Annotated in this window: 21 protein-coding genes; 9 read left to right on the top strand and 12 right to left on the bottom strand. The window is 41.5% G+C overall.

The features are described 5' to 3' along the window. Nucleotides 1–530: 530 nt before the first annotated feature. From infC to ruvC, 3 genes are all read right to left on the bottom strand, one after another. A complete protein-coding gene (gene infC, locus V7K84_RS13135; protein WP_104908867.1) occupies nucleotides 531–1064 on the bottom strand; it encodes a translation initiation factor IF-3 in 534 nt (177 codons plus the stop codon). Nucleotides 1065–1300: 236 nt separating this feature from the next. Further along, on the bottom strand, nucleotides 1301–1438 hold the full coding sequence (locus V7K84_RS13130; RefSeq protein WP_334838608.1) for a hypothetical protein: 138 nt from the start codon (nucleotides 1436–1438) through the stop codon (nucleotides 1301–1303). 33 nt (nucleotides 1439–1471) lie between these two features. Further along, nucleotides 1472–1963: a crossover junction endodeoxyribonuclease RuvC gene (gene ruvC / locus V7K84_RS13125; protein WP_322638139.1), complete on the bottom strand. Its 492-nt coding sequence runs from the start codon at nucleotides 1961–1963 to the stop codon at nucleotides 1472–1474. A 175-nt stretch (nucleotides 1964–2138) separates the two neighbouring features. Between ruvC and V7K84_RS13120 the strand changes: the two genes are divergently transcribed. From V7K84_RS13120 to V7K84_RS13105, 4 genes are all read left to right on the top strand, one after another. Continuing rightward, nucleotides 2139–3539: a gluconeogenesis factor YvcK family protein gene (locus V7K84_RS13120; RefSeq protein ID WP_334838606.1), complete on the top strand. Its 1401-nt coding sequence runs from the start codon at nucleotides 2139–2141 to the stop codon at nucleotides 3537–3539. 64 nt (nucleotides 3540–3603) lie between these two features. Then, nucleotides 3604–4059, top strand: a complete 456-nt coding sequence (gene tsaE / locus V7K84_RS13115) for a tRNA (adenosine(37)-N6)-threonylcarbamoyltransferase complex ATPase subunit type 1 TsaE (RefSeq protein WP_334701725.1) — start codon at nucleotides 3604–3606, stop codon at nucleotides 4057–4059. Between the two features lie 1032 nt (nucleotides 4060–5091). Then, nucleotides 5092–5319 (top strand): hypothetical protein, encoded by a 228-nt coding sequence (locus V7K84_RS13110; RefSeq protein ID WP_334838605.1) that lies wholly within the window; start codon nucleotides 5092–5094, stop codon nucleotides 5317–5319. 109 nt (nucleotides 5320–5428) lie between these two features. Continuing rightward, nucleotides 5429–6067: a PadR family transcriptional regulator gene (locus tag V7K84_RS13105; protein ID WP_334838603.1), complete on the top strand. Its 639-nt coding sequence runs from the start codon at nucleotides 5429–5431 to the stop codon at nucleotides 6065–6067. A gap of 90 nt (nucleotides 6068–6157) precedes the next feature. Here V7K84_RS13105 and V7K84_RS13100 read toward each other — a convergent pair whose 3' ends face one another. Further along, entirely contained in the window at nucleotides 6158–7156 is a 999-nt protein-coding gene (locus V7K84_RS13100; protein ID WP_334838602.1) for an aldo/keto reductase, read from the bottom strand. Between the two features lie 62 nt (nucleotides 7157–7218). After that, on the bottom strand, nucleotides 7219–7950 hold the full coding sequence (locus V7K84_RS13095) for an SDR family oxidoreductase (protein WP_334838600.1): 732 nt from the start codon (nucleotides 7948–7950) through the stop codon (nucleotides 7219–7221). A 208-nt stretch (nucleotides 7951–8158) separates the two neighbouring features. Between V7K84_RS13095 and V7K84_RS13090 the strand changes: the two genes are divergently transcribed. Continuing rightward, nucleotides 8159–9073 (top strand): AraC family transcriptional regulator, encoded by a 915-nt coding sequence (locus tag V7K84_RS13090; protein WP_334838598.1) that lies wholly within the window; start codon nucleotides 8159–8161, stop codon nucleotides 9071–9073. A 104-nt stretch (nucleotides 9074–9177) separates the two neighbouring features. On the opposite strand, the gene V7K84_RS13085 is transcribed toward V7K84_RS13090, so the two are convergent. Beyond that, nucleotides 9178–9864, bottom strand: a complete 687-nt coding sequence (locus V7K84_RS13085; RefSeq protein WP_334838597.1) for an HAD family hydrolase — start codon at nucleotides 9862–9864, stop codon at nucleotides 9178–9180. A gap of 236 nt (nucleotides 9865–10100) precedes the next feature. On the opposite strand from V7K84_RS13085, the gene V7K84_RS13080 reads away from it, so the two are divergent. Beyond that, nucleotides 10101–10874, top strand: coding sequence for a glucosamine-6-phosphate deaminase (locus tag V7K84_RS13080; RefSeq protein WP_334838596.1), 774 nt, complete (start codon nucleotides 10101–10103; stop codon nucleotides 10872–10874). Between the two features lie 318 nt (nucleotides 10875–11192). Here the strand turns inward: V7K84_RS13080 and V7K84_RS13075 are convergent, their stop codons facing one another. Then, nucleotides 11193–11684 carry an orange carotenoid protein N-terminal domain-containing protein gene (locus tag V7K84_RS13075; RefSeq protein ID WP_334838594.1) on the bottom strand — a complete coding sequence of 164 codons (492 nt, stop codon included), beginning with the start codon at nucleotides 11682–11684 and terminating at the stop codon, nucleotides 11193–11195. A gap of 993 nt (nucleotides 11685–12677) precedes the next feature. On the opposite strand from V7K84_RS13075, the gene V7K84_RS13070 reads away from it, so the two are divergent. Further along, entirely contained in the window at nucleotides 12678–13055 is a 378-nt protein-coding gene (locus V7K84_RS13070; protein ID WP_334838593.1) for a hypothetical protein, read from the top strand. Between the two features lie 93 nt (nucleotides 13056–13148). Here the strand turns inward: V7K84_RS13070 and V7K84_RS13065 are convergent, their stop codons facing one another. Both V7K84_RS13065 and V7K84_RS13060 read right to left on the bottom strand, forming a co-directional pair. Continuing rightward, nucleotides 13149–14597: an AAA-like domain-containing protein gene (locus V7K84_RS13065; protein ID WP_334838591.1), complete on the bottom strand. Its 1449-nt coding sequence runs from the start codon at nucleotides 14595–14597 to the stop codon at nucleotides 13149–13151. A gap of 756 nt (nucleotides 14598–15353) precedes the next feature. Beyond that, nucleotides 15354–15737 carry a hypothetical protein gene (locus V7K84_RS13060; protein WP_334838590.1) on the bottom strand — a complete coding sequence of 128 codons (384 nt, stop codon included), beginning with the start codon at nucleotides 15735–15737 and terminating at the stop codon, nucleotides 15354–15356. 990 nt (nucleotides 15738–16727) lie between these two features. Here V7K84_RS13060 and V7K84_RS13055 point away from each other — a divergent pair. Beyond that, complete coding sequence (locus V7K84_RS13055; RefSeq protein ID WP_334838589.1) at nucleotides 16728–19460, top strand: zinc-dependent metalloprotease; 2733 nt, start codon at nucleotides 16728–16730, stop codon at nucleotides 19458–19460. A gap of 28 nt (nucleotides 19461–19488) precedes the next feature. Here the strand turns inward: V7K84_RS13055 and V7K84_RS13050 are convergent, their stop codons facing one another. The 3 genes from V7K84_RS13050 to V7K84_RS13040 all read right to left on the bottom strand — a co-directional run bounded on the left by V7K84_RS13050 (nucleotide 19489) and on the right by V7K84_RS13040 (nucleotide 22105). Then, nucleotides 19489–20481, bottom strand: a complete 993-nt coding sequence (locus V7K84_RS13050; RefSeq protein ID WP_334838588.1) for an alpha/beta fold hydrolase — start codon at nucleotides 20479–20481, stop codon at nucleotides 19489–19491. Between the two features lie 295 nt (nucleotides 20482–20776). Further along, nucleotides 20777–21286: a HugZ family pyridoxamine 5'-phosphate oxidase gene (locus V7K84_RS13045; protein WP_334838587.1), complete on the bottom strand. Its 510-nt coding sequence runs from the start codon at nucleotides 21284–21286 to the stop codon at nucleotides 20777–20779. Nucleotides 21287–21448: 162 nt separating this feature from the next. Next, complete coding sequence (locus V7K84_RS13040; RefSeq protein ID WP_334838585.1) at nucleotides 21449–22105, bottom strand: DUF3386 domain-containing protein; 657 nt, start codon at nucleotides 22103–22105, stop codon at nucleotides 21449–21451. 100 nt (nucleotides 22106–22205) lie between these two features. Between V7K84_RS13040 and V7K84_RS13035 the strand changes: the two genes are divergently transcribed. After that, complete coding sequence (locus V7K84_RS13035; RefSeq protein WP_334838584.1) at nucleotides 22206–22868, top strand: LuxR C-terminal-related transcriptional regulator; 663 nt, start codon at nucleotides 22206–22208, stop codon at nucleotides 22866–22868. The last annotated feature ends 358 nt before the right edge of the window (nucleotides 22869–23226 follow it).

The following is a 23226-nucleotide window of genomic DNA, read 5'->3' as shown; positions in this document are numbered from 1 at the left end:
TTGGCTGTGATTTTAGGCACTAACCGATCCCCCCTAGCCCCCCTTAAAAAGCTATGCGTTACCCACATCTTTCTTTACAATCTTGAAACCCATGTTCTATAACCTTCTTAGACATTGAGAATTTAGGTATACTTGACAAATTCGCTTTTAATCTTCTCGCTAAAACTGCGTTTTTATTGAGAATGAACAACGAACGAATCAGGGTTATAAAAAACTGAGTCAATACTCTCGCAAATGTTAAGAAAGATCCGGGTAATGGATAGCTTAAAAAGGGGGGAACCGGAATCAAAGTCCCCCTTTTTAAGGGGAGCCAGTGCGGTCTTCTCCCAAGGGGAGACGCCAAGGGCGATGGGAGTTTCCCCCATGAGCAACTGGCGTGGATTTAGGGGGATCTAGAAAGTTTTGCTACCAAGAAGAGGACTTTTCAAACAACCTCTTAAAGCGTATATTGCATTCAAATGAAAGATGAAAAAATCCCCCGACTTCTAGCCAGGGGATTTTCAAACTTGGTCTATTAAACAGTTAGAGAATTATTTTTTAGGCGAGATGAGCATCATCATGTTTCGTCCTTCTTTTTTAGGCGCTTGTTGAAGCTCACCAAAAGGCTCCAAATCCGTTGCCATTCGCTTGAGCAAATCTTCTGCTAGGTCGCTGTGTTGAATTTCTCGACCCCGGAACATCACAGTCGCTTTGACTTTATCGCCATCTTTCAAAAAGCGCTCTGCTTGCTTAACACGCACGTTGTAGTCGTGTTCTTCTATTTTGTAGCGCATCTTAACTTCTTTGACATCAGCCGTGTGCTGTTTTTTCCGGGCTTCCCGCGCCTTTTTTTCCTGCTCAAACTTGTATTTCCCGTAGTCCATAATCCGACAAACCGGCGGGTCAGCTTTATCGCTGATTAGCACCAAATCTAGCTCTTTTTCTTCTGCTAGTTGTAGTGCTTCCTGTGGGGGCATAATTCCCAGTTGGGCACCGTCAGTGTCAATGACCCGAATTTTCGGGAAGCGAATTCGTTCGTTAATTTGGGGCAGATCGCGAGTTCTTTTCTTCTCAATCACAGCCATTATGATTAGTGGGAGCTCTTAAATGAAGGATTTGGTGTAGTCTAAATTGGTATGCCTCAGAGGCAAAATACAGAAGTAACTCAGGACTGAAAACATAGTCTCCAGTTCTAGGGTAACTAATCCATAAAATAGTTGCCTCGTTGTATTTGTCATTTTACTCAGTCTGAGAGAATTTCTCTGCAATAGTTAATCTAAATTAGACAACCTAGACTCATATTAAATATTATTACAATTATTTAGCAAGACTTTTTGCGATCGCGTAACCGCCCACCGTAGGCGATCGCATTGAGCAATATTATCAGGACTAGCCCTTGAGCGTTTTCTGAAAGAGAGTCCAGTATTGGTGATGGTTCGTGGGCTTTTAGAGAAAGCATTATGTCCCCAAACCCAAATCTTTGATAAAACACCTACAGCTGATAAGAAGCCGTTAAAGCCACTGCCAAAGCATCCGCAGCATCATCCGGCTTAGGAATTTCATCTAAATCCAACTCCCGCGCCACTGCTTCTTGCACTTCTGACTTATCAGCATTGCCATAGCCTGTTAAAGCTTGTTTAATTTGAGCCGGAGTAAACTCTACATAAGGAAGACGACGCTGCCCCAACACTAAAATGACTATACCCCGCGCCTGTGCAACCAGGATAGTACTTGACATACGATAGAAGAATAGTTTCTCGATCGCCACTAAATCTGGTTGAAATTCCTCCATCACGGTGTGTAAATCATCAAACAAGGTACATAAGCGCTGTCCCATTTCTACATCTGCTGACGTTTTAATTACTCCAAAATCCAGCATATTTACTGTAGTCTCTGGTACTTTGTTGAGATTTTGCGTACAGCTAATTGCCCCAAATCCTAAAATTGCCAGTCCTGGATCTAATCCTAAAATTCGTTTTTCCATTAAATTCACTTTTACCAAGCCAGGGTTATTGTTTAACTAGAAATACTGGCAATGTTCACGACTTGCTCTTAGTCTAATAGGATTGATAAATATAATAGTTTCACGCCTGGTCTTTTAAACCAAGCGGTGTAAATTTTCTGTTAATTATTGTTTGTAGCACTGCTCCAAATCAGGTATGTCAATTGGTTTTCTCAGACAAGCCCTCAACGCCCTGCAAAAGCAGTCGCGCTCTCGTACTTATCGGGTTAACCAGTGGTTCAAATGGTTATCCCCTGGACTATCGGTAAAACGTTGGTTGTTAATTAGTGTTGGGGGTGTACTGCTGGCGAGTTTGGGGTTAGCCATTTGGATTAAGCTAACCCCAATTTTTTGGATGATTGAGTTGGTTAGAGGTTTCTTGGGAGTCATAACCAATCTCTTACCGAACTATATCAGTGGGCCTTTGGTGCTGCTTGGCGGCTTGCTGTTGGTGCTTTGGGGACAAACTCGCACAGTAGGCTCAATTACTAAGGTACTAAGAGCAGAAGGCGGGGAGGAACTCATTGATGTCTTACTGGCCCATCGTCGATTGTACCGAGGCCCAAAAATAGTGGTAATTGGTGGTGGTACGGGACTTTCTACGTTGTTGAGGGGACTGAAAACCTACAGCGCTAATATTACTGCAATTGTTACTGTCGCTGATGATGGTGGATCTTCTGGGCGTTTGCGTCAAGAGTTTGGAGTGCTACCACCAGGGGATATTCGCAATTGTTTGGCTGCACTAGCTGATGAAGAAAAGTTATTAACAGAATTGTTTCAATACCGTTTTCGGGCTGGAGATGGGTTAACTGGTCACAGTTTTGGCAATTTGTTTTTAACGGCAATGAGTGATATTACTGGAGATTTAGAACAAGCAGTTGCAGCCAGTTCTAAAGTTCTAGCGGTGCGAGGACAAGTACTACCAGCAACTCTCAGTGATGTTCGCCTCTGGGCAGAATTAGCCGATGGTCGTCGTATTGAGGGGGAGTCTAGTATTCCTAAAGCTGGCGGTAAAATTGTCAAAATTGGCTGCATTCCGGCTAATCCTCCGGCGGTGCCAGCAGCTATTAAGGCAATTAAAGAAGCTGATTACATTATTATTGGCCCAGGTAGCCTTTATACAAGCCTAATTCCTAATTTATTAGTACCAGAAATTGCCGATGCGATCGCTCAATCAGATGCCCCCCGTATTTATATCTGCAATATCATGACTCAACCAGGAGAAACTGAAGGCTACACTGTTGCCGATCACATCAGAGCAATTGATGCTGCTTGCGGACAAAGACGACTATTCGATGCTGTATTAATACACAAAAAATCCCCTTCGGAGCAATCACTTCTCCGCTACGCCCAACAAAACTCCCATCCCGTTTTTCTCGATAGAGAAGCCGTAACTCAACTAGGGCGACGGATTGTTCCAGCTAATGTTTTGTATGAAGATGAAACAGGTTTTGTACGTCACAATCCCGAGAAACTAGCACAAGTATTATTACGGTGGTACGGTAGAAGTCAGTCCCGTCGGGGAATTCAAAATTCAAAATTTAAAATTCAAAATTAAGGAAGATGAAAATTTGTCATTTGTCATTTGTTTAGACTAATCAGTAATGCCCAATACCTCAATCATGAAAATTTTTCTTGCAGATACAGAAGCGACGCTGCGCTTAGGTATTACTCTTGGCGAATCCCTGACACCGGGGAGTGTAATTTTACTAGAAGGTGATTTAGGCGCTGGTAAAACTACTTTAGTTCAAGGCATTGGTAAAGGTTTAGGAATTGCTGAACCCATTGTCAGTCCAACTTTCACGCTGATTAATGAGTACACCGAAGGGCGCTTTCCTCTTTACCATCTGGATTTATATCGCTTGGAACCGCAAGAAGTCACAACCTTAAATTTAGAAAGTTACTGGGAAGGTGTTGAAGTGATACCAGGAATTGTGGCAGTTGAATGGGCGGAACGATTGCCCTACAAACCAGATAGTTATCTGAGCGTGAGTTTGACTTATGGACATGAAGGCACTCGTCAAGTCGAACTCACACCATTCAATTGTGCCATTAGCAAAGTCATTGCTGCAATTTAAGCTCATCTTCCGCCTAAAGTACGAGGAATTTCGGTTTTTTGACCGCAACACTCAAAAATTCCTGCAAATAATCGAGAGAGAACTTTACACTCGTCCTATCTGCCACTACCACGTTCGCCACCGTCAGTTCCTAACATTGTTATCTCAACCAAAACAAAAATATTTAATTAGCTTTTCTTCAATAGAAAACTGGTAGTCAGCTTGGCTGACACCTGCTCCTATAAATTTAGGAAAGTTCGCAACACATTGGCTTTCTTTAAAAGGGAGACTATTTTTTCCTTCACTCCCTTAAATCCAGGCGGGGTTATCTTATCCGAATAATATTGAACCTAAAGTGATTCTTAACTAAACGGGATATATGAATCAAGCAAGTGTAAATAAACTGTTGTTGGGGTCAATGAAAGTTTTGAAAGAACTTAGTCAGCTTCGATTGAATCCGATTAGTTCCCTACTGTGGTTCAAAAAAAGAATCTAGATTATTTAGCAGCGAATGCTAGTAAAAAAGTTAAGCAATTATAAACTTATGTATAATTTTAACTTTTCTTACACTTAGTATTCCCAAGTTAAGTTCACAATCTATACAAAAAAATAAACTATTTTATAAATTTACAAAATTAGTTTTAATAATTTTAACTAGCAATAAATTCTTATATTCACATCTGTAATTAGCACCGATATCAATAAATTATTTAACTAAAATATCTCGTATTTATACATATTTTATCTAGAAAGACAAGACACGAAAAAAACAAACCATCTAAACCCGGATTTCTCACGCATAGTGTAGGCTTCAGGGGAAGAGGAGTGTGGGGAGTGTGGGGAGTGTGGGGGTAAGACTTCTTCCCCATCCTCCCACACCTCCCTACCCCTTGGATTTCTCACTTGTGAGAAATCCAGGTAAAGATACAGGGTTTTATCTGTGGACTGAACTCTTTGTTATACATATCGCTTTAGAATCAAGTAAAAATGCTTACTTAATCCACGAGTAAACGCCGTAGATTAAGTAAGCATTTTTGCAATGGGTAGAGTCGAATGGCAACTAAGAAAAGCCCAAAGGCTTGCTTGCGTCGTCTTGTTCCCAGCCTGGAGTTGGGGAATGTATTTGAAAGAGGCTCTGCCTCTTGTCAAGCTACTGGAGGCGGAGCCTCCCAGAATGGGTTCCCAGCCTGGAGGCTGAGAACCAGTCAGAGCAAAGGCTGTATCTTTCTTCGTGCCATTCGGGTAGAGTCTTTTGTCGAACAAGTGCAGACTCTTGGCTAGTAGAAGTTGCTTTCGTTATAAATCTTCATCAAAATTCTATTCCGATATATCGGAATAGAACGCGATATATCGTATATTAGAGAAAGTTGATTTGAGATTTGATTTACTTATGTTTAGACATTTTCGGTCACGTTTTGGCGCACCTGCATGGGCAGGAGTTAGCGAAGAGGATTCATTGCTTGTCAGGTCTTGGTTTGGACATGGCAACCATCATGACAAGCATCATGGTAGACATCATGACAAACGCTTTGATAATGAAATGTTTGGTCGTGGTTGGGGAGATGAACACCGGACTCGTCGGGGTGACATCAAGTTCATTCTGCTGGAATTGTTATCCGAGCATCCTAGTCATGGTTACGACCTGATTAAAGAGATGGAAACTCGCTACGGCGGTTTCCGTCGCCTCAGTCCTGGCTCAGTTTATCCAACACTTCAATTGTTGGAAGAAGGAGGTTATCTCAAGAGCGCACAGGAAGGAGGCAAACGGATTTATACGATTACGGATGAGGGTAAACAGTTATTGGCAGAACGTGCCCAACAAGAACCTTCAGACACTCCTTGGGATACCTTCAAAAGTTTTGTTACAGGTAAGCCCCAAGAGTTTATTGAGTTGCGGAATGCCGCCACAGAGTTAGCTGCTGCGGTGGTGCAGGTTGCTCGTAGTGGCAATATGGAGCGGATAAATCGGGTGCGAGAGCTTTTAGAGCAAGTTAAACGAGAAATTTACACGATTCTGGCTGAAAAATAAGTAGAGGCTCGTAGTAAGACTTTAGTCCTTATTGTCTAAGCAGCAAATTGCTTACTACAAACCCTCTCATACTTTGCTTTGTCGATCGCATTAGCGTTCGCTGTCCAACATCTGCATTTGATGTTCATCATAACGAGTGCCTGCGATCGCAGATGCGGGAATTGCTGCTTCAATGCGGGTTAAGTCTTCCGGGGATAGATTCACATCCAGAGCCGCCAACGATTCGGAAAGTTGGGTGCGCTTACGTGCGCCGATGACTGGCACAATATTTTTGCCTTTTGCAAGTACCCAGGCAATAGCCAGCTGCGAAGGAAGAACTCCTTTTTCGGCGGCAATTTGCTTTAGTTCTTCGATCGAGCGTTGATTCTGAGCAAGGTTTTCTTTACTGAAGCGTGGTAAGTAGGCACGGAAGTCTCCCTGTGTGGCTGGAGTGGAGCCACTCAACAGTCCTCGTGATAGCACGCCATAGGCAGTCACGCCAATACCAAGTTCTTCCAGTACAGGAAAAATCTCGCTCTCAGGACTACGGCTAATCAGAGAGTACTCGATTTGTAGGTCACTGATGGGGTGAATGGCGTGGGCGCGGCGGATAGTGTCTGCTCCCACTTCCGATAGCCCGATATGTCGGACGTAGCCAGCCGTGACTAACTCGGCGATCGCGCCGATGGTGTCTTCAATAGGAACTTGCGGATCTAATCGAGCCGGACGGTAGATGTCAATGTGGTCTACTCCCAATCGGGTAAGACTATAAGCGACAAAGTTTTTCACCGAAGCAGGGCGGGCATCTATACCAAGCCATCCGCCATCGGGAGTACGTAAAGCGCCGAATTTCACCGAAACCAGTGCTTTGTCTCGACGCTCCTTGATTGCTCGACCAATTAGCATCTCATTGTGCCCGCTGGCATAGAAATCGCCAGTATCCAGTAATGTCATCCCGCGATCGAGAGCTGCTTGGATAGTTGCAATGCTTTCGTTTTCGTCTGCTGCACCGTACACGCCGGACATACCCATGCATCCGAGAGCTAGGGGGAAAACAGTTAAACCATTAGAACCAAGTTGGCGAGGTTGAATTTTATTTTGGGTAGTCATATAGCGGTTCTCAGTTGTTTGACTGCTAGGTTAGGTTGAAAATTATCCGCATCTTTGCGTAACTATACGCTGCCTGTAGGACGCACGATTATCTCATTTACATCAACATCATCCGGTTGCTCGATTGCAAAGGCGATCGCTCTGGCGATCGCTTCAGCCGGAAGCGCAATCTTGCGGAATTCCTGCATACCTTTGCCAGCTTCGGGATCAGTAATGCTATCGGCCAGTTCTGACTCCGTTACGCCCGGCGAAATAACAGTAACGCGAATGTCAGTATTTTCCTGACGCAGCCCCTCCGAAATTGCCAACACCGCGAACTTAGTTGCTGAGTAAACGGCGCAGGTTGGCCAAACCGCATGTCCGCCGATGGAGGATAGGTTGACGAACTGGCCAAATCCCTGGCGTTTCATCAGCGGTAGCCCAGCGGCAATGCCATTGAGTACACCACGGATGTTCACGTCAATCATCCTGTCCCATTCATTAACCTTCAGCGCTTCTAGCTTCGAGAGCGGCATAACGCCTGCATTGTTAACGATGACATCAATGCGGCCAAATTTGCTCTGAGCAAATTCTACAAAGGCTTGGAAGTCGGCGCGATCGGTAACATCAAGGGTCTGATACTCCGCCGAGCCTCCCTCAGAGCGGATTGTAGCCACCAGGGTTTCCAGCCGTTCCGTACGTCGTGCGCCCAGGATGACGTGGATGCCCTTACGAGCGAGTAGACGTGCTGTCGCCTCACCGATACCGCTACTTGCGCCTGTAATTAGTACTACTTTCTGTTGGTCGGTAGTCATAAAATCGTATCTCCAAGTTGTTGTATTCTCTAGCACACTCTTAATCTAAGAGAATCAAAGCTTGATGCGGTAATCTGAACCTGCGAAATTCTTGCCTAATCCTGCATTTTTCTTTATTGTTGATCGTAAAAAGATAAGCTGACCGAAGCGGCTGAAGAGATTGCGGCTGCCCTGAATGTTAGTTTCATAAAGGATTTCAAACGACATTATGGAACAGGCTGTTAGAAAGCAGCAGTCCGAGCTAGCCGCTCTGATTGCACAGAACAGTAATGGAGATGGTGTGCATCCCACAGCGATCGAGCGGTTATTCCTGATCCGTTCCTTACAACCTACTGCGCCTCTCCATGCCTTGCATGAGCCTGCCCTGTGCATCGTCGCTCAGGGCAAGAAACAGGTAATGTTGGCAGACAATCTGTATGTTTATGGTCAAGACCAATATTTGGTGGTATCCATCGATCTGCCTGTTGTCGGTCAAGTGATTGAAGCAACGCCAAGCGTTCCATATCTGTGTCTTCGGCTCGATTTAGATATGGGAGAACTCAGCACGCTGATGATGGAGGCAAAACTAGACGCTCCAGCGAAGGAACCATCGGAACCGGGGTTGTCTATTAATCCTGTTAGCCCGCAACTGCTTGATGCCGCAATCCGACTTGTACGATTGTTGGAAACGCCTCAAGATATTGCCATCCTCGCACCTTTGATTGTTCGAGAAATTCTCTACCGTTTGCTATCAGGCGAACACAGTGCTAGATTGCGACAAATTGCTTTAGTCGATAAACAACTCCAAGCAATTAGCAGAGCGATCAACTGGCTGAAATGGAACTACGAAAAACCATTTCGGATCGATACGATCGCTCGTGAAGCGCGCATGAGTCCCTCGTCGCTTCATCATCACTTCAAGTCAATTACCACCATGAGTCCTTTGCAATATCAAAAACAACTTAGGCTTCAACAAGCCCGTCGCCTGATGCTGGGACAAGGTATGGATGCGGCGACAGCTAGTCATTATGTGGGTTATGAAAGCCCTTCACAGTTCAGCCGTGAATACAGTCGCTTGTTCGGCGCACCACCGTTGCGTGATATGGCTCGGTTAAAAAGTGGAGTTTTTGGGGATGGGGGATGAGGGGCAGGGGGGCAGGGGGGCAGGGGAGCAGGGGAGTAGGGGAGTAGGGGAGCAGGGGAGCAGAGGAGAAGTAATAGTAAGTCTTTCCCCTCTGCCCAATGTCCTCAAAAATTAGAAGCGATCGCACTTAAATCTGGCTCGATGAGTGAGTTTAGAAATGTCCACAATTGCAAATCAGTAAAGTCTGGAATTGCCATAAATGCACCGATTGACTGCAAAATTTGCGGATCGTGGGTAGAGGCGATGCCAATGGTGCGGATATCTGCGCCCACTGCTGAACGAATACCGGAGGGAGAGTCTTCTAAAGCGATCGCTTCTTCTGCTGTAATCCCCAATTTATTCAGGGCAACTTGGTAGGGCACAGGATCGGGTTTACCTGCAATACAATCATCCGCTAAAACAACTGTATGAAAAGCTTCTTTTATACCCAAAACCTCTAGCATAAATTCTGCATTTAATCTAGGGGCATTAGTTACTAATGCACGTTTTAATTGATGTGTTTCTGTCCATGCTAGTAGTTCAGAAAACCCATTTAGCGGTTTGAGATGTGGGGCGAGTTTGCGAAACAACGCCTCTTTTTCGTCTGCAAATTGTTGCCCTTCTGCTGCTGATAATTGTGGCAGAATGTCTTTAACAATTTCTGGATTTAGCCTTCCACTAATTCGGGATTTATAAAATGTTTCATCTATTTCTATGCTGTAATTTAACAGCATTTCCCGCCAAGCTCGGTAGTGTATGGGGTCAGTGTTGACAATAGTGCCGTCTAGGTCAAAGAGAATTGCAGCCAGCATGATTTTTCGGTAAAATGTAAATAATTGTTAACTTAATTTAAATAGTTTACATTGTTTTTTGTCTTTAGTGATTGTTCCTGCGTTAATACGGGGATTGGGGACTGGAGAAAAAAATTTCAAGAGTCAGAAATTAATCTGCTAAATCCTAAAATCTATACTGGATAGGGCATATAAGGGCAGACAGGTAAAACCTCTGGGCAAACTGCCGTATAATTGATAACCTTCTTCGTAAGCAAATGGTAGCCGCCACAAACTTTTTTCGCGTTGACGATTTACTAGTACAGATTTACAACTCTGAAGTCGAAATGGCTGAGGATGTTGCCGAAATCGTGCAAAAGTATCTACAGCAAGTACTTAATCTTCAAGATACAGCTGCTGTATTGTTAGCTACAGGTAACTCCCAACTCAAATTTCTTGATGCTTTGATTGCATTGGGTGGTGTAGATTGGTCGCGGATTATTCTGTTCCATCTAGATGAATATTTGGGAATTAATGCTGACCATTCTGCTAGTTTTCGGCGTTATATGCGCGAACGTGTAGAGAAACGGGTTAATCCTAAGAAATTTCACTATATAGAAGGTGATACATTACAACCAGTAGCAGAGTGCGATCGCTACACCAACTTATTGGAAGCACAACCGATTGACTTATGCTGTCTTGGTGTTGGCGAAAATGGACATTTAGCTTTTAACGATCCAGCTGTAGCAAATTTTCAAGATCCTTACAGCGTGAAACTGGTAAAACTGGATACTGTGAACCGTCAGCAACAAGTAAGCACAGGTCACTTTCCGAACTTAGAAACTGTCCCCCAGTATGCTTTTACTATCACCATCCCAACAATTTGTTCGGCTAAAAAAATTATCTGTCTTGCTCCAGAAAAACGTAAAGCGAATGTGGTAAAAGATATGTTGCAAAGCTATATCGGTACAGACTGTCCAGCTTCTATTCTTCGTCAACAACCGCAAGCAACGTTGTTTTTAGATGTTAATTCTGCTAGTAGACTAGAATAAACTTAAACTTATTAACACCTCAATCTTCCAAGCTAATTATTGCAGCGATCGCTGGAATTTCATGAGGTAGTTTCAGTATACAGTAACGCTATAACTAACAAGCGAGATTTTATATCCAAATTCGCAAATACTGATAGACTTGGTTCTAAAGATTTGATGTTTATAGAAGTCATAAACATCTCAAAGTTATGAAATAAAAATTTCTAAATACGCCAGTCATCAAAATTTGGCTTTATATTAAGCGACTGGCGAATCTAGCAAGCTTTAAAACAAGGGTATAAATAACTTAATAGATACCCTTAACCATCTTCAAAAGTGCTAAATTTCAGCACCTGATTTTGCTTCAGCACCCATTGGCGAAACATAATCGCGGAAAAGAGTAATCTGCTGTTCAAACTCTAATCCTTGAATTTTGCCAAACAACGCTTTAGCTTCGGAAGGAAGTTGATAATCATCAGGTACAGGAATGATAGTACCATTATCCATCCCTTGAGATAATCGATACCAAAATAGGAGTTTTGTGGTATCACCCAAAGAGCCATACTCACGAGAAATTTGGGTATCCACTTTATTAATCAAATCACGCTGAACTTGTAATTGTTGTTCGTGAGATAATTCCTTAACTTGATTAAATAAACCTTCAGCTATTTCTGGAGAAACAGTACTGGCTCCAGGAGCGGCTGGAGTAATTGAACCCCCCATTTCTTTATAGATAAACCAAAACAAAGCAAGTTGTTGATCTACATTTAAATTTTGCCAAGCTTGAACGTGTTCGCGAATAGTTGGATCGTTAGTTTGTGTGTATGTCATGATTAAGTCCGATTGCAATTACTTATTTATTCTTAAGCAATGTTATCAAATGTACATTTGAAGTTTTACCCTACTGAAGACAGATGTCTTAAAATCATAAAGAAGATCGTTACAAGCCAAAATAATGCCTGACAAGTGCCAAATGAAAGAGTTAGCAATTAGAAGTCTGTTGCCAAATTGAATGATTGTTAAAAGGTATTTCCTTGGATAGATGTTAGCTTGATTGTAATAGTGGATAAAAAAGCATTACTTGTTAATCTTTGATAGGGCTAAATTTAGAACTTATGTATTGACAGAAGCAACCAAATATGAATTAAATTTTGTTAGAAGGCTCTGCATTGTAATCCTCTTGTGGGTGGGTTACTTTACTGCCTCCAGTCCAACCAGGAGACCGCAGCCTCTAATAAGCCATTTCCATGTTCTGCATGAGAACGAGATAAACAAGAGAACAATGGGAAATTAAGCTTTTTTCGACTTGTGTATATGCAAAAGTCTCTAAGACCCCACCCCCAGCCCCTGCCCACCTGCGGGGAGGGGAGAATTTGACGTAAGTCAAAGGCGGGGTGGGGTTCTTTTTTTGATTTATGCAAGAAGTCTACTGTAGCTTGTTAAGGGGAGAGAGACAAAGCATAGCTTTGGCTCTTTGAAGTTCTTTTTTGTGATTTATGCAAGAGGTTTACTGTCTTCTCTACACTACGTTGCGCGAACGCAGTGATAGCGAGTTTGCGAAAATTATTAGTATACAAATGACGAAGCGTTAATCTCTATTTTTAGAGGTTGCGATCGCTCTTCAGAATTCAGTTTTTAATTATCTTCTTAACTGTCTTCTTAACTGTCTTAACTGGCTTAACTGTCATTGCATTTTTTTGGAGATAGCGAGAAAATACAAACGTGACATTGAAAAGCATAGGAAAGAACCCACCTTTAAAAATATTTATTTGCCAATAATGCAATTATATCAATCACTTCTATTCTTTTGGAGGAGAAAAAATCATGAATTCATTTAACCAAAGGCAAATTGATATATTAACACAAGGTCAAGATATTTATCTGTCTGGTAATACCATTAAAACCGAAAATTTTTATATTAAAAAGACCCTACGCAATGGTGGAAGAATCCGTTTCAAAATCCGTTATTCTGCTGAACTACAGGGTTTCTGCCTGCTAGAAATTTTTCTAATGAGAACACAAAATGGAACACTAACTGCTGGCATGACTATCCCTAATAGTGGTTCGACAGCTAGTTTTCAAGAACAAGAGCAAGAATTTGGTATTTGGGAGCCAGAAGATTATTACTTCTTTTTCAAAATGTCTTCCAATAATGGAAAATTTTATATCGAGGATTATCAGCTTTATTGGTCAAACAATTAATTATTTTTCGTTGGGAACCTTGTTTCTAATCCCTAGAGGGTCAGAGAGCAATTACGTAAATGTCAGAGAAAGAGCCTGTAATAGTTTTTTTTCTCAAGCACGTTTTTGCAATGATTTATATTCCAATTCAGCAACACTTAGTTGTTTTTTAAAGTAAGCACGGTAGAGTTCACAACGCGGTAGGATGCGATCGCTTTCATAAGCGATCAAACCCAAGCTTTCAAGCTTATGAGCGTCAATGGGATTGAGAGAAATACTTTGCTTTGCCGCTACAACGTCAACATACGCCTTTACTAAACTAGGATTTTCTTGTAAGATTGCCCAGTGTCGCCATAGATGATAGCGATAGATGCCACCGTTAGCGATCGCATCTTGGATCAGTTCTTCTAAGGTCATTCCTTGACAGCATAGATAATATAGAGCAATCCGAATCAGTGCTGGATGTCCCCCTACAAGAGACATCAGTTGCTTAACTTCGTTATCAGAAGTCCAATCTAAACCATGTCGTAGGGCTAAGTATTTTACTTGGTATTCAGTAAATTCTGGCAGACGGATCGGTAGTCCAATATTAAATGGAGAACGGTTGATATCCAAAGATACATATACTTCTGTGGAGTAAACTACCACTAACCTTAGTTTCTGTAAGTTTTGATCTTGTCGTGCTTCTTCATACCAAGAGCGCAACAAACCAAAGAACTCTGAAGCAATTTCTGGATATTCAAAAAAGCGGTCAACCTCATTTAACACTAAAACTACTGGACTTTTGCACTGCTTGAGCAAATAAGATTGCAAATATAAACTGCAACTCAACTTACAACCTATTTCCTCATCCCAGTTGTCATCTAGCTTAGGGTCAATATTTAATTCTGTTGCAATTTGCCAACAAAGAGAACGCAATAGTTTATTTAAGTCTGTCAGACAGCTTGAATCGATTTGATTGCAATTCACGTTCACTGAGCGATAACTTTGCATTTTAGCAAAGGTTAACAGCCGCAGCACAAGAGAACTTTTTCCCATTTCTCTTGGTGCTCGAATCCGAATCACACAGCCTGGTTGAATTACTTCTCGATAAACTAGTTCCTCGATTGGGGGACGATCGACATAGAAGGGGGAATCGACAGGTACGGGGCCATCTGGGTATGACCAAAGATTTTCGAGTTGGTTATGGTGTTGAGTTGCAAGATAATCTAAGGATAAAGACGGAAATAATTTTCTTTCTCCTGTGTCTAAACTTATTGAGGTACTTTGATAGTCTTCAGTATAATTAGGCTCACTCAGGATTCCATAGTCTTCCCTGCATAATTCTAGGTTAAAGGCGCTAAAGCACAATTTCAAGGTTTTTTGATCCACGCCTGTATTCAACGACCATAATCGGTTCAGAGTTTTGGTAGATAGCTTCATGCGATCGCCTAAATCTTCTAGAGTGAAGCGATGTCCATTGTTTTCTACCTTTTCTATAGCCAGAATCGCCCCTTGTAAACGCTTTAGCCCAGCGATCGTTAGAACAAGTCCCCGCCTTCGCGTGCTCTTAGATTGCTTCATATCACTAATTATCAATCTGCTTTCTTTATTTACTGTCTTAGCTATTTCCTCATTGTTTCACGTTTTAAAACAGTTATTCAACAGTTACTTACCCGTTCTCAAAATACTAAGAACATGGTAAATAAATATACATATATTTTTTAGGATAGTTATATAAATGGGTATAAACAAACATAACTATATTGATTGTCATTTTTTCTCCCCTCCAGAAAGACGCTGATGCTTCTGCATCAAGTATCTTTGACTACTTGTAAATAACAAATGACAAGCCTTAATAGTTGACTTTATTTCTACCAATTTACTCAGTATTACTGAAAAATATTTTTTATCTGGTATTAATATGAATTTTGCAGTGCAGACCCATCCAACAAGGAGTAGGAAATGTATAGGAAGGGCTGTGATGCTGGCGCCTGTCGTAGGATGCCCGTAGGGCTGTAGGGAAAATACCGCACTGGCTTCACTTAATTTCTTCCCAAAGTTTAGTCTTTGGGCTTCTTCGAGTTTAATAGCGATCGAACGGACAAAAAATTATAGCACGCAGTAGGGGCGGTACAGCTAGCTGTACCGCCCCTACTAAAAACCTATATTTAATGCGATTGACGAAACGCTACAATCTATTATCAAGGGTGAGGGTGTTACCCAAATATTAGAAGAGTTCGTTGGTTAGACACCACCCTTTCTAATATTACTCATTTATTGGCGAAAAGTTATTAGTACTTATTGCCAGGTAAAGATTGTAACGCATTTAGCATCGAACTAGTTAAGGATCTTTTCGCCAGTACGTGCTGCACTGTCCCCTACATCACTAGCAGTTTTTTGAGCACCTTCTACGTATCCAGAACCAAATTGTTTAAAGGCTTCTGCTGACTCTCCTCCAATCTTTTTAAGTCGTTCACCAGGAGAACCTTCCGTTTCACGAGCTTCTTTATTCCATTCCCCGATTGTTCTCGGTCTTTGAGAATCATCTTGCTGTATCTGTTCGCGAACTCTTTCCTTTAAGCCTGTGTTATTTTGCCCAGGAGCAACATTCGTTGTCAGCACTAGAAAACCAACTATGACAACAGCCAAAAAACCTTTTATTTGAAGTCCTTTAAGCAGGGAACTGATGTGACTAATAGTCCTAGAAATCAAATTTATCATGCTAATTGTTTGTTTTTTGGAGTACAAATTAAAGATTAACTATAAAAAAATAATTATCCTTCTAACAAAAGGCATATCTCAGTTATGAAAAATCTGGGATGAGACTATACCAATCATCCGCAAGCAAATCAACTAAATCAAACCATTTATAGAAGTGAAAAAGAATATAAAGATGTAGCAATGCTAGGTCTCTACAAGGGTTTTGGATAACGCATATTTAATTTCACTAGATATGTATTAACTGCAATATTTAGTAAACTACGATTTTTTTCATATATTGCTTGATTTTGACATCGCCTAAGCGGTATAAATTGGTGTACTCGCTTTTGCTTCTACACAAAATAAGAGCAAAGCACTCAAAATTGGTTTGTGGTTGGCTAGAGCAAAAGGTCGATAATTAGGCAAAAAAGCTGATTTTGTGTGGGAATAACACTTTGAAGACCATTGAGAACAATTGAAGATGTAAAAAAACGGTCGAGATTAGGATAAATTTCCAAAATTCATCCTAAAAAAGCATTTAAATGCCCAATAAGAGCTTTCTTATAAGTCTTACTCTTTATTTATAAATCATGCTTGAGATTCCTTTGGCTGCCAAATGTAGCACTAAATACATTTTTAATGCTACATTTGGCTTTTAATACAGATAGAAGTAAAAAAAACATGTATCTTTGGTTGTATAAATTATCAACTTTAAAAGATAGATGCTTAATGGATAATTCCTAAATAGTTACTAATAAAAATCAACAGTCACACGACTTTTACGGCTAGTACACTGTGGCGGAAGTTTGCCTACCTTTAGTAAGTTACTTGAACAATTTGTCTAGTTAATTGAGATGGTAGCTGGATTTTTGCTGTGCGGTACTAGAGGCATTGTTTATCTGACTGAGTAGATTTATATCGTAATCCCTAGATATTTGAAGGGTTTACAGACGAAAAACTACTCGACATTTTTCCTCAACACGAAAACTGCTTCAGGTGGAAAGCCAAAGGATGAAATACTGGATAAGGAAATTAGCAGTCTGTATAGTAGTACTGTATAGCTTGTTGCTATCAAATGATTATGCAGGAGCAGACCAACTTTCAAATACTTCTAATATTGATGTGCAGCAATTAAATACACTCCCATTAGTTGAAAACGTAGCAAGTGCTGACAAGAATCTTGCTGAGATTAAAAAGGAAGATTTTTGCCGATTTAATGGGATTGTTAATCGGGTAGATAAGCTAGAGGGACTCTTCACACTTTATTGCAGCGAGGATTCTGGAAAAGTTTTTTTAGAACTTAAGCCAGAGCAGCTAAATAAAGACTATCTAGCTATAGTGACATTGGAATCAGGCGTTGGTGAAAGTGGGATTTATAGTGGATTACCTCTCTCTGATTTTATTTTTTACTTTCGACGAGTAAATAATAGATTGCATTTTGTTGTGCGGAATGTAAAATTCCGTGCAGATAGTATACCAGAACAGCGATCGCTTGCTCGCTCATTTAGCGATTCAGTTCTTTATTCACTCGAAATAGCTACAATCGATCCAAAAAGTAAAAATATTCTGCTCGACCTGAATGCACTGTTAATGCAGGATTTACCTGGATTAACTCCTCTATTAAAATATTCTTTACAAGCTGATTACCGCTTAGATGTACGCAAGTCATATTTTGGTGATGTTAACAGCTTCCCAGAAAACGTAGAGATTGATTCGATTTACGGTTTTTCATCACTAGAAGGCTCAAATTTGATCGCTGTACCCGATAGTAGGGCACTCACTCTGAAGGTACACTACAGCTTTTCTCAGTTGAGAGAAAACAATGGTTATATTCCCAGACTTGCCGATGATAGAGTTGGATATTTCACTACTACTTTCCAAGATTTATCTAACAGTAATGCTCGCGAATCATTTGTACGTTACATTAATCGCTGGCATCTAGAACCATCCGATCCTAATGCCTCCTTATCTCCACCCAAAAAACCAATTGTGTATTGGATTGAAAATGCTGTGCCACTAGAATATCGCGATGCGATTCGTGAAGGCGTTTTGATGTGGAACAAAGCATTTGAAAAAGCCGGATTTCAAAATGCCATTGAAGTGCAGCAAATGCCAGATGATGCTAATTGGAAACCAGCAGATGTACATTACAACACCATTCGCTGGTTCAATTCTTTAGATGCAGGTTTTGCCAAAGGGCCGATGCGCGTCAACCCATTCACCGGAGAAATATTGGATGCAGATATCATTGTGGATGCCAATATGGTGCGCTTAGTTCAGCAAGAATATCACGCACTGATGGAGGCAAATTCATGTCAAGAAAATCCGAAAGGACATGAAGACGCGGGGAAATTCCTGGATAGATTTGCGTCCTCTTCCTCTGCTCACTTTTTCTCCTCAGAGTCCTGCTATGGTATGGAATCTTCAAATCAAGCAGCTATGGGGGCGCTGGCGTTGTCAATGTTGCCAGAGACTACACCTAGTAGTGAAACGATTAAGGAGTATGTGCATCAATATTTGCGTTCTCTCATCGCTCACGAAGTTGGGCACACTCTGGGTTTGCGCCACAATTTTCATGGCAGCACCATGTTAGCGCCTCAAGAATTAAATAATACTGAAATCACTCACACCAAAGGTTTAGTAGGTTCGGTGATGGACTATGTACCTGTGAACATAGCACCACAGGGAGTACAGCAAGGTGACTATTTCCCAGGAGTTGTTGGGCCTTATGACGAATGGGCAATTGAGTATGGTTATAAAAGATTTCCATCAACAGCGCTTGATGTAACTATTCCAGAATCAGAAAAAAGTTTTTTAGACCAGATTGCACTAGCGTCGCCTCAACCAGAATTATCTTACGCAACCGATGAAGATATCTGGGACATCAATCCTTTGGCAAATGTCTGGGATATGAGTAGTGATGTGCTACTTTATTCGCAGTGGCAAATGGATAATGCTCGTTTTATGTGGCAGCGTCTTGATAACGGTTATCTATCGAAAGGAGAAAGCTATAGTAACCTGCGCCTTAAGTTTAATAGAGTACTTAAATATTATTTTCGGAACGCTACCTTGCTTTCTAAATATATTGGTGGACAATCGTTTCGGCGTCTCCATACCAGTAATGATGCTGCTTGGGGATTTGTACCAGTTTCACTTTTAAAACAACGTCAAGCATTGACAAAGCTGCAAGAGTATGTATTTGCCAAGGATGCTTTCAGCTTTTCACCACAATTGCTCAATCAACTGGCACCATCGCGTTGGGAACACTGGGGCAATTCTGCACCTAATAACCGCCTTGATTATCCAATTCACGATCGCATTTTGAGTTTTCAAAGTGCGATATTGCGATCGCTATTAGCCAGCGATCGCCTGAATCGGTTACAAGATATAGAATTAAAAACTCTGCCTGGAGAAGCGCTTTCCATACCAGAACTGTTCGACACCCTGCAAACAGGCATCTGGACAGAAGTTTTCGCCCCAGGAGAACCAAAGCCAATTTCTAGCATCCGCCGTTCATTGCAACGGGAACATCTGAATATTTTGTTACAGATGATGTTGGGTACTACTAATACACCTGAAGATGGTCGGACATTGGCTTGGTATGAATTGCGCCAACTCCAAAAAGCCATTGATGTTAGACTTAAACAACTAAGTGAAAGCCTTGATATTTACACCTTAGCTCACTTAGAAGCTTCTGGCGATCGCATCACTAAAGCATTAAACGCACAGTTACTTTCTAAATAGTCATTTGTCATTTGTCATTTGTCATTTGTCATTTGTCATTAATTATTCTCCCCTGCTCCCCTGCTCCCCTGCTCCCCTGCTCCCCTGCTCCCCTGCCCCTCTGCCCCTCTGCCCCTCTGCCCCTGCTCCCCACTTCCCCAAGATACCGCTGCAATAGACCAATGAAAACTTCTGGTATTTCCAAATGAGGTAATATTCCAGCATCTGCGATCGCATAAAAATCTCGAATTGCTCTTGGATTTAAATTTGCCAAGCGTTGTCCTAATTTGATGTTGGTAAATTGTGCCTTTTCTCCCCAAAAAATGACGGTGGGAATTGCCAGTTGTTGAATATATAAACTCAAGTCAAAGTAAAGATCGCCTCGCAAAAATGCTAAAGCAGCAAACTTGGCATTAGCTTGTTGTGCCGAAGTTAAATAAGCCTCCACCATCTCTTGAGATACTCGTTGGGACTTAGCAAAGAGAAAACTTTGTAAAAAATTTCGGACTGCAATTTCATTTTCAGCACCAAGCATGTAAATAAAATTGTCCAACAGAGGCGCATTGATTACCGAAAGCGGAAGTCTGCGTCCAGCACCCTGCCCAAAATCATCAAATCCAGAAGGGGAAACCAAAAACAGTGTTTTGAATAAATTGGGTTGAACAATAGCTAGACGAATAGCAAAAGCGGCTGTAAGAGACGAGGCTACCACTGTCACCGGCTGGCGACAAGTTTGGATGATAAACTCTGCGATCGTGCTGAGATAATCCCTAATTTTATAATCCCGCACTGGATGGGCTGATTCTCCCCAGCCGATTAAATCGGGGGCTAAAATGCGGTAATTAGAGGCGAAAGCCGGATAAACTTTAGACCATTCATAAGCAGACGCTCCCCCACCAAAGTTATGGAGAAATAGTAGTGGGGGTAAATCTTCAGTGTCAGCAATCGTCCAAGGTGCATTCGTTTGGGTATAGTAAACCATTGCTCCCAAGGATGTATGGATAACTTTATGTCCAAAGCCAGGAGGTTGAAACTGAAGCATAAAATTAAAAAGTTTAGTTTATTTGAATTTACATACAGTCAAACTAACTAATGATTCAAAATACATCTATCTGAATAGTTCAAGAATCAGGAGAAGATTTGATGAATCACTATACAGCATAATTTATAATTCAGTAGTCAGAATTCAGAAGTAAAACAGGCTTTATACCTAGTTTTTAGACTTAGCTTATGTACCTCACTAACTTGAAATTCGCTGTATCAATTACACTTGATTCTTTCTAAATTCTAACTTCTGACTTCTGGGTACTGAATTATTACAATCCATAATTCATGATTTACCCTTGCTTTTTCTCAGCATCTCCTGTGATTTGAACAAGTTGATGGAGGTTATCACCGCTAATATGATATGCTCCCCCAAACCCAACTACAAAACGACCTTCACTTGGAGTTAGCCGAAAAATCCGAAAGTCAGACAAGCCGCGCAAAACCTCGACAATTTCACCAAACCGCCCTTGAAATTGCTCAACAATTTGATTCCACTTATCAGTTTCACGCTCTATCAAAATTCCCGTACAATCAAAACTCAAACGACGACGGGCAAAAATTAGATTACTTTTAGCTTCATCCTCGATAAACAAGATACTAACATGAGGATTGGCATAGAGATTTTTGGTATGAGTCGAAAGACCACTGACGTAAATGTAGATATTCTTGGAATCATCCATTACGAAAGGAGCATAACTAGCATTGGGTATTGACTGCGCGCTCACGGTGCTAATAATTACACTCTCAAATGCTTCAGGGAATTTTTCGTACTCAGCTTGAATGTTTTCAAGTTGACTCATAACTAGATTACCGCTTGATTAGGAACACCTAATTAAGTATCTTAACGTGATTGAGCGATGTCTACGAGGAGCTACAGCGACACATGGAATGCCCAAAAAATAAAAGCGATCGCTCCCTTTAACTCAAGAGCGATCGCTAATTTTTGGATTACAGAATCCAGCTTAAGCAGCAACAGGTTCCAACAATTTAATGTCAGAGAAAATAAATTCCTGAGTAGAAAATTGTCCTGCTGTTTCGGTGCGAATCTCCCGACGATTTAGGATGAAATAGTCACCAACTTTTTCATACTCATCAATAAATTCGCTTCTACCGCCCTTTTGTTCTCCAGTTTTGGGATCGTGGTACACAGAGTCATAGCTGTGAGATAGGTAGCCTTCGCCAGTGTCATGACTGCTGAAGGTGTCAATGGTCACGTAAGTACCGTGGATTAGACGGTGAACATGACATACTTCATTATTGCGGACTTTGTATTTATCGCCCTCAGCCTTACCACCCATTAAAAGCTCAACCGCACCAGTTTCGTCAGTTTTACCATAGCTAAACGTATTGGCGCTGTGGGTTTCTTCAAAGCTGCGGCGGACGCGGTGAATTGCTATCTCCCAGGCTTGACCATGAATTGCTTTCTGGGCTAACTCGTCATCTACATCCAAAACTTCGGCTTTGAGATTGCCACTGATGATAACTTTGCCTGTAAACACTTTATCATCATGCTTATAGGTAATATTTGCAGTATAACCAGGGAAATTCTTGTCCCAAGTATAGCGGTTTTCATAAGCAGCCCGGAAAAGTTCCTGAGCAGAGAGTTGTGTAACTGTCATGTGCTTCTCCTAGTCGCTACTGTAATTAGCGTTTTAGTTTCCTTGGTATTAGCATAGAAGTAATTGTTGAGGCTTGGATAGTCCCCAACTGGGTACACTTATGGCTAATTCTCTACACGCTGTATTTCATGCGATCGCTAATGTCCAGAATGAGCAAGAGTTAAGACTCGCTCTCACGGATAAAATTAGCGAGCATTTTGGCGTGCAAAATTGGGGTATTTATCTCCTTGATGAGCAGCCAACCACTGAGATTAATGTTCCAGGCATTCCAGCAGTATGCTTAGAGAGCAATCCAGTGGGACGCTATGTGGTTGAGCGTCATGCTCCCGCCCACGAACAGTTATTATTATCGCCAGGAGACTGGAAGCATTTTTGTTCGCGTTCCGATCACGAACACGTAATGACTGGGCCAATTGTTTGCGATGGTCGTTTGGTAGGAACCCTTAACTTGGCACGTGACAAGGGAAACCCTGCCTTTAATGGTAACGATTTAGCTGACTTGAGCGCTTTATGCATTCATTTGTCATCAAAAATGGCAACCCTACGGACAAAACCCAAAATATCCAATTCTCTTTTAGTGAGTCCTCTAACAGCGCGTGAGTTAGAAATTGCCGATTTGGTGGCGCAGGGGTTAACGAATGCGGAAATCGGAGAAAAACTTTGGATTACGCAAAATTCCGTCAAACAAGCTTTAAAGAGGATGTTTCGGAAGTTGAAGGTTTCGGCGCGTGCAGAAATGGTGGCAAAGCTACAAGATATATAAGTTTCTTGAAGGAGGCAGGGGGCAGGAGGCAGGAGGCAGGGGGCAGTGTTTCGACTATGCTCAACAACCAGGGAGGGATTTTTGGGCTTTCTGCGTAGATTTGGGAATTATAACTATTAGCCGGACACGATCTGAAAACTTTAGTTCTGGGTATAAAACCTAGTTTTCAAAGAAGAATTGTATTGAGTAGAGTGTAGCGAGATACAATTCTTCTTACTTTAATCTCACGCTTTTAAACGTGGGTTACTCCTGGCTTCTGCCTCCTGCCCCCTGCCTCCTGCCTCCTGCCTTCTGTTATAAAGACTCTAACTGATGGTAATCTAAGATTGTAGAACGAAATCCAATAAAAACTTTTGTT

It is taken from the genome of Nostoc sp. (assembly GCF_036917315.1).
Lineage (GTDB): Bacteria > Cyanobacteriota > Cyanobacteriia > Cyanobacteriales > Nostocaceae > Nostoc.
The sequence above is the reverse complement of the archived record's forward strand: the minus strand, read 5'-3'. Positions and strand labels throughout refer to the sequence as shown.

What these genes read in the sequence shown, in the direction of transcription:
- V7K84_RS13100 (WP_334838602.1), bottom strand. Translation starts at nt 7,156, where the DNA reads ATGACTACCCAAAATAAAATTCAACCTCGCCAACTTGGTTCTAATGGT.
- V7K84_RS13075 (WP_334838594.1), bottom strand. Translation starts at nt 11,684, where the DNA reads ATGACATACACACAAACTAACGATCCAACTATTCGCGAACACGTTCAA.
- V7K84_RS13085 (WP_334838597.1), bottom strand. Translation starts at nt 9,864, where the DNA reads ATGCTGGCTGCAATTCTCTTTGACCTAGACGGCACTATTGTCAACACT.
- V7K84_RS13070 (WP_334838593.1), top strand. Translation starts at nt 12,678, where the DNA reads ATGAATTCATTTAACCAAAGGCAAATTGATATATTAACACAAGGTCAA.
- infC (WP_104908867.1), bottom strand. Translation starts at nt 1,064, where the DNA reads ATGGCTGTGATTGAGAAGAAAAGAACTCGCGATCTGCCCCAAATTAAC.
- V7K84_RS13055 (WP_334838589.1), top strand. Translation starts at nt 16,728, where the DNA reads ATGAAATACTGGATAAGGAAATTAGCAGTCTGTATAGTAGTACTGTAT.
- V7K84_RS13090 (WP_334838598.1), top strand. Translation starts at nt 8,159, where the DNA reads ATGGAACAGGCTGTTAGAAAGCAGCAGTCCGAGCTAGCCGCTCTGATT.
- V7K84_RS13035 (WP_334838584.1), top strand. Translation starts at nt 22,206, where the DNA reads ATGGCTAATTCTCTACACGCTGTATTTCATGCGATCGCTAATGTCCAG.
- V7K84_RS13050 (WP_334838588.1), bottom strand. Translation starts at nt 20,481, where the DNA reads ATGCTTCAGTTTCAACCTCCTGGCTTTGGACATAAAGTTATCCATACA.
- V7K84_RS13060 (WP_334838590.1), bottom strand. Translation starts at nt 15,737, where the DNA reads ATGATAAATTTGATTTCTAGGACTATTAGTCACATCAGTTCCCTGCTT.
- V7K84_RS13040 (WP_334838585.1), bottom strand. Translation starts at nt 22,105, where the DNA reads ATGACAGTTACACAACTCTCTGCTCAGGAACTTTTCCGGGCTGCTTAT.
- V7K84_RS13130 (WP_334838608.1), bottom strand. Translation starts at nt 1,438, where the DNA reads ATGCTTTCTCTAAAAGCCCACGAACCATCACCAATACTGGACTCTCTT.
- V7K84_RS13065 (WP_334838591.1), bottom strand. Translation starts at nt 14,597, where the DNA reads ATGAAGCAATCTAAGAGCACGCGAAGGCGGGGACTTGTTCTAACGATC.
- V7K84_RS13105 (WP_334838603.1), top strand. Translation starts at nt 5,429, where the DNA reads ATGTTTAGACATTTTCGGTCACGTTTTGGCGCACCTGCATGGGCAGGA.
- ruvC (WP_322638139.1), bottom strand. Translation starts at nt 1,963, where the DNA reads ATGGAAAAACGAATTTTAGGATTAGATCCAGGACTGGCAATTTTAGGA.
- V7K84_RS13110 (WP_334838605.1), top strand. Translation starts at nt 5,092, where the DNA reads ATGGCAACTAAGAAAAGCCCAAAGGCTTGCTTGCGTCGTCTTGTTCCC.
- tsaE (WP_334701725.1), top strand. Translation starts at nt 3,604, where the DNA reads ATGAAAATTTTTCTTGCAGATACAGAAGCGACGCTGCGCTTAGGTATT.
- V7K84_RS13080 (WP_334838596.1), top strand. Translation starts at nt 10,101, where the DNA reads ATGGTAGCCGCCACAAACTTTTTTCGCGTTGACGATTTACTAGTACAG.
- V7K84_RS13095 (WP_334838600.1), bottom strand. Translation starts at nt 7,950, where the DNA reads ATGACTACCGACCAACAGAAAGTAGTACTAATTACAGGCGCAAGTAGC.
- V7K84_RS13120 (WP_334838606.1), top strand. Translation starts at nt 2,139, where the DNA reads ATGTCAATTGGTTTTCTCAGACAAGCCCTCAACGCCCTGCAAAAGCAG.
- V7K84_RS13045 (WP_334838587.1), bottom strand. Translation starts at nt 21,286, where the DNA reads ATGAGTCAACTTGAAAACATTCAAGCTGAGTACGAAAAATTCCCTGAA.